Origin of the sequence: Streptomyces sporangiiformans (genome assembly GCF_005768555.2) — a bacterium.
In the GTDB taxonomy this organism is placed as follows: domain Bacteria; phylum Actinomycetota; class Actinomycetes; order Streptomycetales; family Streptomycetaceae; genus Streptomyces; species Streptomyces sporangiiformans.
In genome coordinates, this window is the sequence record NZ_VCHX02000179.1 from 63827 (window position 1) to 78487 (window position 14661).

Annotated in this window: 11 protein-coding genes; all 11 read right to left on the reverse strand. The window is 71.0% G+C overall.

From position 1 onward, the window contains the following. Nucleotides 1-42: 42 nt before the first annotated feature. A complete protein-coding gene (locus FGD71_RS32420; RefSeq protein ID WP_119104123.1) occupies nucleotides 43-2229 on the reverse strand; it encodes a hypothetical protein in 2187 nt (728 codons plus the stop codon). Between the two features lie 46 nt (nucleotides 2230-2275). After that, complete coding sequence (locus FGD71_RS32425) at nucleotides 2276-6124, reverse strand: putative baseplate assembly protein (protein ID WP_119104124.1); 3849 nt, start codon at nucleotides 6122-6124, stop codon at nucleotides 2276-2278. Then, on the reverse strand, nucleotides 6121-9252 hold the full coding sequence (locus FGD71_RS32430) for a putative baseplate assembly protein (protein ID WP_119104125.1): 3132 nt from the start codon (nucleotides 9250-9252) through the stop codon (nucleotides 6121-6123). The genes FGD71_RS32425 and FGD71_RS32430 overlap by 4 nt, the downstream gene beginning before the upstream one ends. Then, nucleotides 9249-9647 carry a GPW/gp25 family protein gene (locus FGD71_RS32435; protein ID WP_119104126.1) on the reverse strand — a complete coding sequence of 133 codons (399 nt, stop codon included), beginning with the start codon at nucleotides 9645-9647 and terminating at the stop codon, nucleotides 9249-9251. Before FGD71_RS32435 ends, FGD71_RS32430 begins: the two co-directional genes overlap by 4 nt. Then, on the reverse strand, nucleotides 9644-9976 hold the full coding sequence (locus tag FGD71_RS32440; protein ID WP_119104137.1) for a hypothetical protein: 333 nt from the start codon (nucleotides 9974-9976) through the stop codon (nucleotides 9644-9646). The genes FGD71_RS32435 and FGD71_RS32440 overlap by 4 nt, the downstream gene beginning before the upstream one ends. 29 nt (nucleotides 9977-10005) lie before the next feature. Continuing rightward, nucleotides 10006-10542, reverse strand: coding sequence for a phage baseplate assembly protein V (locus FGD71_RS32445; protein ID WP_119104127.1), 537 nt, complete (start codon nucleotides 10540-10542; stop codon nucleotides 10006-10008). A gap of 53 nt (nucleotides 10543-10595) precedes the next feature. Next, nucleotides 10596-11735: a hypothetical protein gene (locus FGD71_RS32450; protein WP_119104128.1), complete on the reverse strand. Its 1140-nt coding sequence runs from the start codon at nucleotides 11733-11735 to the stop codon at nucleotides 10596-10598. Continuing rightward, on the reverse strand, nucleotides 11728-12096 hold the full coding sequence (locus FGD71_RS32455) for a LysM peptidoglycan-binding domain-containing protein (RefSeq protein ID WP_119104129.1): 369 nt from the start codon (nucleotides 12094-12096) through the stop codon (nucleotides 11728-11730). The genes FGD71_RS32450 and FGD71_RS32455 overlap by 8 nt, the downstream gene beginning before the upstream one ends. A gap of 10 nt (nucleotides 12097-12106) precedes the next feature. Continuing rightward, a complete protein-coding gene (locus FGD71_RS32460) occupies nucleotides 12107-12787 on the reverse strand; it encodes a hypothetical protein (protein ID WP_119104130.1) in 681 nt (226 codons plus the stop codon). After that, on the reverse strand, nucleotides 12784-13125 hold the full coding sequence (locus tag FGD71_RS32465) for a hypothetical protein (RefSeq protein ID WP_140936001.1): 342 nt from the start codon (nucleotides 13123-13125) through the stop codon (nucleotides 12784-12786). Before FGD71_RS32465 ends, FGD71_RS32460 begins: the two co-directional genes overlap by 4 nt. 61 nt (nucleotides 13126-13186) lie before the next feature. Next, nucleotides 13187-14661 (reverse strand): hypothetical protein (locus tag FGD71_RS47615; protein ID WP_205571167.1); only part of this gene is annotated, 1475 nt, incomplete at its 5' end.

Genomic DNA, 14661 nt, shown 5'->3' on the forward strand with positions numbered 1-14661 from the left:
TCAGGCCACGAGGACTCAGGTGATGGGCTCAAGTCATGGGGCTCAGGTCACGAAGAAGATCCCCGCATCCGTGCCCGCGGGCGTGTACTCGGCCAGCCGCGCCCGCAGACTGTCCTCGCGCTGCGGCCGGTACAGGTCGTGGAAGGCGCCCGGCTCGGCCCCGTCCTCCGCGCCGCGCCGGATCTCCTCCGCGCAGCGGTCCGCCAACTGCCCGTACCAGGGCGTCCCGTAGCGCTCGGACGTGAACAGCGGACGTACCCGGGAGGCCTGCGCGGGGCCGGCCAGATCCGGCTGGCAGCGGTAGCGGCGCGGCGTACGGGACCCGGTGGGGACGTAACTGAAGCGCAGACAGCCGATGCCGCGCCGGGCCACGTGCAGCTTCCCTGTGAAGACGGAGTTCTCGGCGATCCGCACCGCGTGCGTGTGCACCTCGCCGATCACGGTCGTGCGGTGCAGGTGCAGCACGGCGTGCGCGTGCCGGCAGTCGGGCGCGGAGAGGGCCTCGCGGTCACTGCCGGTGGCGTCCAGGACGCTGTCACGCAGGTGGATGTCCAGGGGCTCTTCGGAGACCTCGTCGCCGATGACCTCGATCGTGCCGAGGATGCTGTGCTCGATCTGGAGGCACGCGGTGGTGCGCTCCAGGACGATGCTCGGCTCCTCCGGCGAGTGCGGGTCGCACTCGGGCTCCAGGGACCAGCCGGGCACGAGCGTGGAGTGGCGCACCACGACGGCACCCATCGGGCCGGTGACGTTGATGCCGCGCCCGGCGACGAGCAGTCCGTCGAGGACGATGCGCGGCCGGTCGCCGGGAGCGCGGTCCTCCGTCACGGCGCGGACGTTGAGGGCGTCGGGGCGGTTGCTGTACCAGTCGAGCAGCCGGATCACCGGCCGGGCGCCCTCGGCCGCGCGCAGTTCGAGACGGTCGCCCGGGTCGAGGTCGAAGTCCAGCTGCTCCTGGTAGGCACCGCTGTGGGTGATCTCGATGATGCCCTCGGGTCCGCAGCGGCCCGCCCGGCGGTCGTGCTGCCAGGCCCGGAAGGCGTCCATGATCTGCCGGTACGTCTCGCCGGGGCCGACCGGGTAGACGGCGGCGTCCGGCCGCGGCTCGCGGTCCCGTTCGTACTCGCCGCCGCCCATGTCCGCGCCGAACGCGTAGTGGTAGTCGACCCACACACCCTGCCGGGGCGCGGACCGCGAACCGAACGCGATCCGCCCGAGCTCCGGGTCGACCGCGACCTGCCCGCGCCTGGGCCGGTAGCGCCAGTCGGAGAGGTCGGCGACGACGATGTCGGAGAGCGGTACGGGGCGGTCCTCGCCGTCGCGCCGGATCACGAAGCTCTTGCCGGGGCCGTAGTAGTCGGCGAGGCGGTCGTGGAGCCGGCGGCGCCCGATGAAGGCGGGGACGTTGTCGATCGTGGCGATGTGCGTGGCCGACGGCTCCGGGACCGGCTTGGTGACCAGCGGGGTGTCGTTGCCGAGGATCGAGAAGGTGTAGAGGTTGCGGGCGCGGTCGATGCAGTACGCCGGTGCGGACGTCAGCGAGTACGCCTTCAGCCGCCATACGAAGAGACCGACGCCGGCGGGGGTCAAGCCCCCTTGCCGGTAGCGGGAGTCGGCCCTGCGCACATCGGCCGTGCGGGCCACGGCCCCGAAGGGTCCGCCCGCCAGGTCGAGCGCGGAACCGTCCCGGAGGTCGGCGAGACGGCCGCGTGCTCCGCGATGGGCGCCTCCGGTCGCTCCGGTCGCTCCGGTCGCTCCGGTCGCTGCGGTCCCTCCGGTCCCGTACAGCTTCACCGGCTGCTGGTGGGAGACGTGGCGGGACAGTTCCACGGCCCGCGCGGGCCAGTGGGCCACCTGCTCCGAGAGCTCCTCGAGGAGGTGGAGGGTGCCCTTGCGGCGGCGGTTGGCGACGGTGGCGGCCACATCGCGGCGCGGTGCGACGGCCTCCGCGAGCTCGGCCGAACTGCCGTCGTGCAGGCCGGTGGTGAGGACCCTCTCGTAGCCCGGCAGAGTGCGGTAGCCGACGAGGTCGCCGAGGTACGGCAGCACCCAGGGGGCGGCCGTCTCGACGAACAGGTCCTCGTAGCCCTGCTCGACCCCGCCGCGTACCAGGTCGATCTGCTCGGCCATGACCGCGAGCAGGGCGCGCAGCGCTTCCCCTTCTTCCGCGTCCCGCAGCCGGTGCCACTGCGGCAACAGCTCGGCGAGTCCGTCCGGTTCCCTGGACATCACACGGCCTCCCTCTCGAACTGGACATCCGTGGACATCGCGGCCATCACTTGACCTCCGTCAGAATCAGGGTGTCCGCGGCCTGCGGCGACAGCAGCGCGAGCTGTGCCGGGCGGATGCCGCGGAAGACGAACACCGACCGGCCCTTCGCCAGGCGCCGGGTGTCGGTGATGTCGGGGTTGAGGCGCAGGAGTTCGGCGAGGGGGATGCCGTAGCGGGCGCAGACCGCCGACAGCGTCTCGCCGTCCTTCTCACGAACGGTGTGGATCTTCTCGTCGTACGTCGCCGTACGCGCCGGGACCGATGCCTTCGGAACGCCGGGGTTCGCGAGCAGCCTCGTGAGGTCGCCGGCGGTCGCCGAGGCGGGTACACCGGTGAAGACGTCCACGTCCACGTAGTCGACGCCCGGCACCTGGTGCGCCGTGGCCAGTATCTCGGAGAGGTGGGCGGGTGTGCCCAACTCCCGGCCCTCGAAGCCGAGGCGGCGCAGCAAGGCCTGGCGCAGGCGTGGTTCGACGACCTCCCAGGTGTGGTCGCGCGCCACCTTCACCTTCGCGGCCACGAGCAGCGCGACGAGTTCGCGGGCGTCCACGCGGACCGGGAGGCTCGGGTCGCCGTACTCGGTGAGCGCACCGCGCAGTGAGCGCAGGAGGGCCGAGTTCTCGCCGTCTTCCCCGATCGGCACGTCGTCCGTGCCCGCGACCGTCACATGCAGCACACGGCGCCGTCCGTCGAAGAGTTCGCGTGCGGCGGCCCGGCCGATGCCGGCCCGGGAGCGGGCGAAGTCCTCGTAGTCGGCCTCCGACACCAGGCGGTCCAGCGCGGAGACGGCCAGCGGGACCGTACGCCGGGTCAGCGCGGGACCGTCGGCGTCCGCACCGCCGGTGGCAGGGCGCGGGTTGGTGACCGCGGTGACGCCGAGCGGCCGGGTGAGGGGCTGGGTGACGCGGCCCGAGGCGACGTTGGCGGCCCTGCCGGTGCCGAAGCGGTAGCGGGCGCGTACGTTCTCGTGACCGCTGGGCAGGCGTGCGCCGTGGACGCCGTCGCCGAAGGTCACGGTGGTGCGGCCGTCGGCGGTGCTGCCGGTGATGTAGACGCGCTCGCGCGCGCCGCGTCCGGCGAGACTGTCCACCTCGTGCCAGAGCACTCCGTCGACCCGGATCTCCAGGACGGGTGTGGCGCCGAGGGGGTTGTCGTCGGCGAGCCAGGTGAGGGGTGACTGCCAGAGCGCGAACGTCTGGTTGGCGCGGTCCGAGTCGCCGCTGCCGATCGGCTCGTCCCGGCCCTCGCCGTGCGTCGCCTCGACCACGTTGCCGAGGATCTTCACCGTCCCGCGGCGGTAGCGGTGGGCGAGATCCGTGGTCAGCGTCAGCCTCGTGTGGACATGATCGCCCGGGAGCTGCGGGTCGACCGCCGGGTCGGCCGCGGCGATCACCACGACCTCGGTGGCCTCGACACCCGAGGTACCGGGGATGTCGCTGCGCTCGCCGGTGACGATCAGTGTGCGGCCCGGCTGCAACCCGTCGTACAGCTCGGCGAGTTCGATCTCGTTGCCGTGCACGTCCTCGCCGAGCGGTTCGTCGGCCAGGCGCAGCGGCCCGCCCCCGGCGTGCACGGTGGTGTCGCGGACGTGCGAGAGCAGGACGTCGAACTCGTCCAGCCACGGGTCGGCCAGGACGAGTTCGGTGCCGCGTCCGGTGATGCCGTAGTTGGTGTACGCGGCCGTGCGCGCCGCCACCACCTTGGTGGTGACGAACGCGAGCTCGGCGTCGCCGGGGATGCCGTTCTCGGCTCCCTTGGCGGGCCGCTGGATCGCGACCCAGCTGCCGACGGTGATGCCGTCGTGCACGGTGTCCAGTTGCAGTACGCGGCGGTCGGTGGGCGCCGGCTTCGAGGCGATGACGATCTCCACGTTGGGCGCGCCACTGCCCACCGTGTACTTGAGGCTCACCTCGTACTCGCCGTGCGTGAACTGCTCCGGGATGCCCGGCCGGAGGGAGACCTGCTGGGACGTGCCGTTGTGCACGCCCACCTGGACGAGGCCGTCGTCGTCGGGGCGCGACACGAAGAGGGTGCGTTCGGGCAGCCCGGAGTGGAGTCGGGCGGTGACTCCGGGCTCCTGGGAGTCGGCGGGTCGGCGGTTGAGCCAGCTCAGTTCGCGGTCCTGGCCCGATCGGGTGGACAGGTCCACCTGGCCCGCCCCGAGGCGGAAGTTGACGGGCTGCTGGACCGGCAGGTTCTCGGCCCGCTGGTCGGAGCTGCTGCCCTCGACGTACTGGAACTCCGCCCGCACCGGGATCCTGCCCGCCGTGTCGTACACGACGCGCATACTGGCCAGGGCGGCGCCGGTGAGCGGCCAGTCCGCGGTGCGGATGACGCGGCCCCGGTCGTCCTGGACCGGCTTGAGCGGGGCCATGGCCCCGAAGGGTGCCGCGGTCACGCGCATCGCGAGGAGTTCCCGCAGGAGCTGCGGGGTGCCGGGGGCGGCGGCCGTCCGCCAGGCCGGGTAGAGGCCGCTCAGCCCGGGGTTCAGGGCCGAGAGCAGCCGGGCGGCGTCCGCGCCGGGACGTTGCGGCTGTGCGCCGGCGGGCGGTGCCGGGGCCTTGCCGCGAAGTGCGGGCAGGACGGAGCTCAGGGCCTGGAGGGCGGCTTCCTGCCGGCCCAGTGGACCGGATGCGGCCGTGGCCGTCTTCGGCGAGGTCTGCGCGGCCGTGTCCGGCGCGGGCTCGACGGGCTCGACGGGCTGGGAGGGCGCCGACTCCCGTGCGCGTTCGGCCAGTTCGGCCAGTACGGCCTCCAGCTGCTCGAACCACGCCGCCACGTCCTCGTACGCGGTCGCGAGGACCTGTGCCTCCCCCAGCCGCTCGATCGGCTCGGCGAGGCGGGCCGCGAGGAGCTCCGGCGTCTTGGCCTTGTCCAGGTCGGCGCGCAGCGGCGCGAGGACCTGCTCGTCGAAGTCCTCGATCAGGCGGCTGACCGGGCGCGGGCCCGGGACCTCGGGCGTGGGCGGCTCGTCGCCGGGCTCGCCGGGGGCCTCGGGTTCGGCGGTCCACCGCCGCACCTGGTCGACGAGTTCCTTGAACGTGGGCGGGGCCGACCTGGGCAGGCTGATCGCGGTGATCTCGTCGTCCCGGTCGATCCGTACGCCTGCGACGGGCAGCAGTTTCCGCTCGGCGCGCGCCCGCTCGCCGAAGACGAAGAGCAGCTGGTCGCCGGTCTGCAGGGAGTGGGTGGTTCCCTCGACGAAGAGCTCGGAGCGGCGCTGAAGGTCCTCGGGGGTGACGAGCGAGGGGCGCCGGCGCCGGACCTTGAGCTCGTTCCAGTCCCAGCGGGCCGTGAGGTCCCGGCTGGTCTCGAAGGTCTGCGACTCCTCGTCGGCGGACGCGGGCACGCTGTGGCTGCGGGCCCCGCGCGGGATCACCACGGGCAGGGTCTCGGCGCGCCGATCCCGTTCGAGCGTGTACGCGAGGTGGGTCGTGGCGGCGACGCCGGGCCGGGGCCGGTGGCCGACGAGCCGGCCGAGCAGCACCAGGGAGCGGTGCTCGTTGGCCGTGCGGACGTAGGCCTCGTCGGCGATCCGCTCGGAGTGGAAGGTGAGCAGGTCGCCCAGGACGGCGGTGGCGTCGAGCAGGCCGATCGCCGGGTCGTCGGGGGTACGGACCGTGAGTCCTCCCCCGGCCCCCGGCCGGGGGGACCGCCCCTTCGCTTCGCTCAGCGCCGGGTACGCGGGCGAGGCGAGCCGGTCGAGCAGGGCGGCCCGGAAGGAGCCGTACTCGCCGACGCGGTAGTCGAGGGCGGTGCGGCCGGGCGGATTGTGGAGCGGGGTGGGTGCGAGGCGCTCGTCGTGGCCGCCGCCGCACGCGCCGCCGCAGGCGCACTCGTCGCTGTCGGTCATCGGGCACCTCCGAGGGATATCGCCAGCAGGCCGTTCTCCGGCCGGTCGGGGTCGTTGTCGCAGGTGGCGATCTCCAGCGGGCCGAGCCGCAGCACGCCGTCCTCCCTCTCTCCTCGGTCCTCGTGGAACAGCCTTCGCAGGCGGGTGACATGGACGCTCTCGACCCCCGGCACCGCCGCCGCGACGGCGACCAGGCGGCTGAGCCCGACCGCTTCGCCGAAGGTCAGCGCGTCCGGGTGGAAGAAGCCGAGCCGTCCGCCCGGGAGGCGGCCGCTGCCGAGCACGCGGTACAGCTCGGCAAGGATCTGCCCGTGCTGGTGCCCCGGCTTGGCGCACACCTCCAGCGCGATGTCGAGCGGCACCGGGCGGGCGGGCCCGACGACCAGGTCGTGGCCGATGCGCCGGTACGCCTCCAGGGACTGCGCCACCGCGTCGAGCAGGGCGTCGGAGGGGGCGCCGGTGCCGTGCGCGTCGATCGCGATGTGGGCCTCCTGGACGCTGCCGGTCCAGCGGATCTCGGCGGCGGCCCGCTGCACTCCGGGCAGGGCGCGGGCGAGGGCCGCGTAGTCGTCGGCGGTGACGGCGCGCAGGCGGGTGCGGCGCAGGTCGAGCGGGGCCAACTGGCGGACCTGCTCGATCGGCTCGGGCCCGGTGCCGCCCACGGCGGGCAGCGGGTTGCGTACGCCGGCCACCGGCGGCTGTTCGCCGTCGCCGCAGAGGACCAGGTGGTTGATGGCCTCCGCGCCGACGTTGCCCGCGGTGCCGCCGCCGAGCCGGTAGCGCAGTTCGAGGCGGGCGCCGGGCGTCGGCCGCGCGCCGTGCCGGCCGTCGCCGAACCGCAGCGCGAGGCGTCCGTCGTCCTCGAGTTCGCCGACGAAGTGCCGGTCGCGGGAGGCGCTTTCGAGCAGGTCTCGGCGCGGCTCCCAGGTCACGTCGCCGTCGAGGAGCCGTACGGCGGGCAGTGCCTGCCGCGGGTCGTGCCTGAGGGCCGCCGAGGCGGGGCCGCGGAGCACATGCTCGTCGGGGTGCAGTCCGGCCGCGTACGCCGGTCCCCAACTCTGCGCGATCTCCCACGCGATGTGTCCGTCGAGGACCGTGCCCGCGCGGGCGCGTGCCGTGAGCACCTCGGCGCGGCGCAGCTTGGCGTCGAGCAACGTGTCGCTGCGGTGCAGGAGTTCGCGCAGGGCGCGGACCGGGTGGGCGTGCAGTTCGAGCCGTTCCAGGGTTTTCAGACCGTAGATGACGGTGAGTTCGGCGATCTCCTCATCGCTGAGCCCGTCGCGGTCGCGTGCGCTGCGCCACAGCTCTACCAGGCGCTGCTTCACGCGGCCCGGGATGGCGCCGATCCGCTCGGCCTGGCCGGCGGCGACGGTCCGCTGCCGCGGGAACGGCACGGCCTGCGTCACGGGCGAGCGGCCGAGGACCGGCCGGAAACGGGGCGCGATGCCCGGGTAGACGGACTGGGCGAGCAGAGTCCTGAGGGCCGCGGCCTGGGCGTACGCGGTGCCGGGCACCACGCGATCCTGGCGCTGCCCGGCGAGTTCCAGGCCGAGTCCGGCCCGTACGGTCGCTTCCTCACCGACGACCTCGAACAGCTCGCGGACGTCGTCCGCGGTGAGCGCGCCGCCGCGCTCCGTCCGGTCCGTGAGGGAGGTGATGAGGCGAGCGGGCGCGTTGCCCTCGTGCCGGTCCCAGCAGCCGAAGGACGGAGGATCGCAGGGGCTGACAACGGCGGGCACGGGCGGCACGGTCACCGTCTCCGCCAGACCGTCGCCGCACCAGTTCAGCGAGCGGCCGTGGTCGACGAGAACGACGTTGCCGCGCGCCACCGTCACATCCTCGACAGGTTCGCAGTCGCGTCCGCCGCGAGTGGTGAGGCAGAGCGGGAAGCGCAGCGCGTCCTCGGCGGCCCAGGTGACCTCGAGGACCGGCTGGTCCTCGATCCGGTCGATTCCGGGGGTGACGGAGGTCAGGCGCACGACCTGCCGGTGGGCGGGGTCGGCGTCACCCGGGGTCCCGGTGCGCGGCCCCTTCACCTCCTCGAAGACGATCAGGTCGCCCGGTTTCAGGTCGACCCGGCGCTCCTCGCAGGTCTCCGCGTCGCGCCACTCGTCGCGCAGGGTCGCGGCGGTGGCCCCCTTGGGCAGGGTGCACACCTCGCCGCCCCAGGTCCACAGGCGGATGGCGTTGTGGGCGGCCCGCAGCTCCAGCGGGTCGGCGGACGCGACCGGTTCGAAGACCTCCACGGATCCACGCTCGTCGAGTTCGGCGAGGTCTCCGTCGCCGATGACCGTGCCCGGCTCCGGGCGGTCGTGCGGGTCGAGGGTGCGTACGTCGACGGAGGCGAAGCGGTACGTTCCCGGGAGCAGCGTGTGCTCGCCGGCGGTCTCCACGGTGACGTACGCGCGTGCGTTGCAGCCGTCGTGCATCGCGTAGTCGATGAGCCGGACGTGGCGGCGTACGGAGACCCGGCGGCGCGCGGTGTCGAGGTACGCCTCGGTGGCGACCGCGTCCTGCTGGTAGCTGATCTGGTCGCCGGTGTACGCCAGCAGCTCGACGAGGGTCGTGCCCAGGTCGGCGGGGTTGCGTTCGACCCAGTCGGGGGTGGTGAGCGCGAGCCGGTCGAGGAGCAGCTTGCGGATGGTCTCGTAGTCGCGCGCTGTGTAGTCGATGACGGGCGCGTCGGGGAACTCCGGCGTCTGCCGCGAACCGTCCTTGCAGTCGAAGGGCGTCGGGCAGTCGGGCCGGAAGGAGAAGGACGCGCTGTGGTACCGCTGGTCGAAGCCGCGGAAGGGCTCCGTGCCGGGGCGGCCGTACGGGTCGGTCTCCACGACGGAGAGCCGGTAGCGGGAGCTGTCGCCGGCCTTGTCGAGGGTGACGTACAGCAGGTCGTCGAGCTCGGGGTCCTCCTCGCGCTCGACGCTCACGTCGACGGCCTCCATGCCGGTGACGCGGCGGCCGCCGTCGATGCGTATGTTCTCGGGGCGCAGGCCGTGCGGGGCCTTGCCGAGGAACGTGACGGTGAGCACGAGCCCGTCGTCGCTGACCTCGACGGCGTCGACTCCGTTGAGCTGAGCGGCCCTTACCTTGGCACGCCGGGGTGTCGTCGTTGTCGTCGTACTCGTCATGCCGCGGCCCTCCCCTCGAAGACGTCGTCGCGGCGCGTCCCCGTGGAGCGCACGGCGTACGAGAGATGCACGCGGACGGCGTTGTCCTCGCTGACCACGTCCAGGGCCTCCACTTCGATGAGGTCGCCGAGCCAGCGCTGCAGGGAGGCGTGCACGGTCAGTTCGAGGGTGCTGGTGAGTTCGGGGCTGTTGGGCGCGAACACCAGGTCGAGCAGTCCGCAGCCGAAGTCGGGGCGCATCACGCGCTCGCCGGGGCTGGTGAACAGCAGTTGCTCGATCAGGTCGCGGACGTGTTCGTCGCGGTCGGCGTGTGCGGTGCGGCCACGACGGTCGGCCCGGAAGGGGAACGCGATGTCGGTGCGCGGGCGGTTGCGCCCGTGGGTGCGTGGGCTCATCGGACGGTCACCTTTCGCTGCGCGGTCCGGACGACGGGCGGCCCCTGCGGCACGGAGGCCGCCGTGAAGCACTGGGCCGATGAGGTGTCGAGCAGCACGGGCGCGCCGTCGACGGTGATGCCGGTGCCGTCCGCGGTCCAGCGGACGGAGACGCACGGCACGGGCACACCGTCGACGGTGTGCGGGCAGCCGGTGACGACATATCGGTGTGCGGCCGTGGCGACGGGCATGCCGTCGACGAGCGCGGTGCCGGCCGATGTGGTGGTGGCGGCACGACCGCCGTGCGGGCAGCTGATCATGGCAGCCGCGCCGAGCAGATTCCCGGATATCCCGGACACGTTCTTCCTTCCCCCGGTTTCTATCGCTTCGACGCGACGGTCAACTGGCCCTCGTTCACGTCCACTTGGTTTCCGCGCAGCACGACCTCCGCGCCGAGGCCGTTGGAGATCACGATGGCTTCCTTGGTGATGCGGATGTACGCGCCGCCCTGGGCCTGCAGCAGAATCCCCTGATCGGCGCCGGGCGGATCGCTCATCACGATCTTGTGCGCCCCGGGTGTCTGCACCACGACGGGCTTGGCCTGCGAGGCGGGCTGCACGAGACGGCGGGCGTCGGGCGGCAGCTCGGCCTGCTCCCCGTACCAACACCCCGTCCACACCGGGAAACTGGGGTCGCCCTGCTCGAACTCGACCCACACGCCGGTGCCGGGTGCCGGCACCACGAACTGACCCGCCTGCGGCCCGGTGAACGGCAGGCAGGGCAGCGCCCAGGTCGACGGCTCGTCGCCCAGGACGTCCGGGACCTCGACGGTGATGCGGCCGATGTGCAGCGGATCGTCGTTGTCCACGACTCGGCCGCGGAACTTGCCGAGGTAGCGATTGCTGGGTGCCGCCATGCTGAACTGCTCCTGGTCTGTGGGTGTCGCGTGGTGAGTCCGAGTCGCTGGGCCTAGGGCCGTACGTACGCGCTGCGCGCCTCGAGGCCTTCTCTGCTCAGCGTGAAGTTCTGCTGGAAGGAGCCCGGCCGCAGGTTGTGCGTGACGGACTTGACGTAGTAGTCGCCGTCGTACGCGCGTCCGGAACCGCGTACGCCGACGAGCTGGCGTGGCTGCAGGATGTAGCCGTGCCGGTTGACGTCGAGCGAGCCGGAGCCCGAGATCACGTCGGCGGAGACGGCGGCGCGGGCGAGGAGTTCGGCCTCGGCCTGCTCGCGCTGCTGTTTCGCGGTTCCGGACAGCGTCCTGCGCTTGAGGGCGGGTGTGGGCCGCTTACCGAGGGGCGGGCGCAGTGGGCTGATCGGCGGCTGCGGGAGGAGCGTGGACTGGCGGGTCCCGGGGTCCTGCCAGCGTGCCTGCGGCTCTTCCCTCGCCGTCCCGTCGTACGCGAACGTCAGCTGGTCGACGGTGGAGTTGGCGTCCATGTTGACGTTGAGGGCGTGCTGGCGGATGCCGAGGCGGACCTCGGGGCCCCAACGGGCCGAGGACTGGCCGGGGTTGGGGCCGGGCTCCAGATAGAAGGTGTAGCCGTTGGCGCGCGCGAGCTCGTTGACGTACTGCAGGTCGGTGCCGGTCTGGTAGTGCACCCTCAGGTCCTGGTGCGGAGGCTGGGTGATCTTCTCCGCGTACACGTCGGGGCGGATGCCGTAATCGGAGTAGCGGCGCAGGATGGCCACCACGCGCTCGGACGGCGGCAGATTCGGATACCGGTCCGTCCGCTCCTCCAGATCCATGAGGAGCGTCAGATCCTCACCGGTGACGGTCAGGGTGGAGTGTCCCGGCTGATTGCTGGCTCCGACCTCCTGGCGCACGATGAGGCCGTCGAAGAGCACTTCGGGCGTGCCCTTGACGCTGACGGTGACGATGACCCGGGTCTTCGGGTCGAAGAAACCTTCGGGGAGGAGGCTGCGACTGATCAGCCCGTTCTTCGTTAGATCGAAGGCCAGCTGAAATCCGCTGCGTTCGCCCGCGGTCGCGGTGATCTGGGCGGACAGCAGCGCTTCGGTCACCTCGGCGGGAACGGGCCGGGCGAGCTGCGGCCCCATGTGAAGGGTGATGTGGAGGGGGCCCTGCCCCACGGGCACCTCAGCCACGCCGGTCTCCCCGCGGGAAGCCGCCGGCCAGCGGAATGTCGATCTCCTTGCCCGCGTCGTCGGTCAGCTCCCGGGGATCGAGGACCGGGTTGGCATCGGCGATCTGCCACCACTGGGCGGGGTCGCCGATGTAGCGCTGCGCGAGGAGGTCCGGGCGCTCACCCGCGCTGACGGTGTGCGTCTGCGTGTCGTTCTCTTCCTGGAGCGGGGGGAGCAACCGGCGCTTGGTGTACCGGACTTCGGTCCCGTCGGGTTGTTTGTGGATCCCGATCTCGGCATCGTGGTAGCGGCTGGACCGTGGGTAGGGGTGCGCACCCGGTATCGCGTCCAGCGCGTTCTCGTACGGCTCGATGTCGGCCATGACGTTCCTCTCAGCCCCTTCCCGTCCCGATGTCACCGGCGTTGAGCCCCAGCGAGCCGAGCCCCGCGGAGCGGGCCGCGCCGGCGAGGCGTTCCTTCTGCGCGAGGTGCGCGTAGTAGAGCTCGGCGCCGCGATGCCCGAGCGGCAGATCGCTGACGGTGAGCACCTTGAGCCCGATGCTGAGCGAGGCCCGGATGGGGTTGAGGTTGACGTCGAAGGCGGACTCGTTGATGGACAGCTCCGTCAGCCGCACGGGCATGACCCGCTTGCTGCCCCATGTGAAGAGGGTCAGCGGCATCTCGATCGGGCTGATCTCGATGGTCCCCTTCTTGGACAGCCGGCTGGCTTCCCGCAGCTGCGACGACGTGGGCTGCACGAGCATCTCGAGAACGGCCAGTTGGGGATGGATCCCGTCGGGCGCCGGTATCTCGAACTGGTCGGTGGCGTCTATCTCGGCGGTGAACTTCCAGGTCTCCTGGGCAGGGCCCTTGAGCCGCAGGGCCTCGTTTCTGTCCCCTCCACTCCCCCCTCCGCCGCCACCATCGCCTCCGGCGGCTTGCGGCGCGACGGAACGCTCCAGCGTGTCCGGATTGAACTGCAGCACGATGATGCGCTGGGGGGTGCCGCGCTCGGGGTCGACTATGACTATGCCGGAGCGGATGGGCTTGGGGATGTTGGCGTAGCGGGTCATTGATGCTCCCCCAAAGTCTTCAAAACTGGAGAGATTTGTTCCAATGAAGCTCCGGTGGACAGGGCTTCGAGAATATAGTCAATGCAATCGCGGATAACGTACTGATCTGGATTCTCGACAACGATGACCACGTTGTCCCATGAGCCGCGCAGCACACACAGACGATAGAAACCGTCACCCCTCGAAGGGGCATACCATCCGAGGTCGATGATCAACGAGTCGGGCAACGTGCGCCAATGATCACCCACAAAAGAAGTGGAAACCATGGAGAGGATATCTTCGGTAAGATACGCTTCGCGTTCCTCTGCTGTAATTCTCCCCGACTCAGGTAGCTCCATGAACTTATTGAAGGCAACACTCCACCCGGAAGGAACCCTCAGAGGAATTAGTCTTACCATATCAGTCCATCTCCAATCGCGGATGAGAGTGAATGAAGGGAGGATTCGTCTTGGTCATCTCCGCCCGAAGGACGTAAGCCGGCTTACCGTTAGCCCAGCCTATCTGGCGGCCAAACCTCTTCCAGCCATAATAGACCGACGGCTTCTCCACCCTTTTGCCATCGAGTAGGGCTTCACGCTCCAGTTGTTTCACTTCCCCTTCGCCCATACTCTTCATGAATTGACCCGCACCCCCGTTCCTGCTGGCGTTCCGCCGCTCATCTTCCGAGGTGCCCTTCCAGTGCTTGCCGCCAGAATATGAGCGCGGAGGTATGTGCGTAGCCTTGTTCACCTTGGCACGGAAGCCTTCCTCTTCCTTCTTCTTGCGTTCACTCTCCTTCTCGTCACGCTCCTTCTTGGGGTCTATCTCAGAGCGCTTGTACCCAGAAGAGGAATATGCTTCCAGCAGGTCGTCCAGATCCCGCCGCTCATCCTCTCTCAGGTCCGCCAACTCGTCGTCCTTGTCGGCCTCTTCCGCGTTTTTGGCCTGCCTTGCGATCTGCTCCAGGAGCGCCCTCTTACCCACGTCGCCTTCCCCTTCCCGGTCCATCCTCTCCAAAGCCGCCCGAGCCCTCCGGTGCACCTCACCCGGGTCGGTAGATTCTTGATCCTCGGCAGGCTTTCGAGGTGGACTGTAAGCGGTTGACTCTTTACCTGAATACTCGCCATTCGGCCCCTTGCCTTTTGGATTGAGGGTGCCGATCACCTGGAACCTGGGAGAGCCCTCAGCCACCAGACCAGTGAGGCGGTACCACACCTTCATGGCGGCCAGCGTGGCTCGGAATGTCGGCTTGAGAATTCCCTTCCTGAGCGGCGCCCTGAGAACCGACGTAATGCGGGCCATGATGACGTCAATGCGCCGCTGCTTTGAACCTTCTGAATTCTCCTTCCCGCGCCTCTGGTCGCGACGTTCCTGGCGCTGTCGCTTCTGCTCCTGGCGGCGCTGCCGCTGCTTGTGGAGAAGGTCGCGGCGGCGCTTGTACGCGTCGCGCATGCGGCGGGTGCTGTTGTTCAATTTGCGGCCGAGGTTGCGGCCCTTGCCCAGGAGCCTGCGGCCCGCTCGACGAGCCCTGCTGAGCGCCGACTTGACCGTTTGGCGGGCGCGGCGGAGGGCGCGGCCCGGGCGGGATTCGGTATCGCGGCGGGGCTGCTTCTTGCTGCCCTCGGTCTCGCGGCGGCGGCCGTCGTCCCTGCGCCGGTCGGCGTCGGGACGGTCGCGGTCGCCGTCTCTCCTGCGGTCCTCGTCCCTCCTGTCGCCGTCAGGGCGGCGGTCGCGGTCCTGGTCCGGGCGGCGGTTGCCGTCGCGGCCCGGTGCGCCCGGGCGGTTGTCCGTGGGGCGGCGGGAGTCGTTGCGGGTGCCCGGGCGGGTGGTGCCGCGGTCGTCGCGTTGGCGGCGGCCGGGGCGGCGGAGGGTGTCGCGGGCGACGCCGCGGCGCG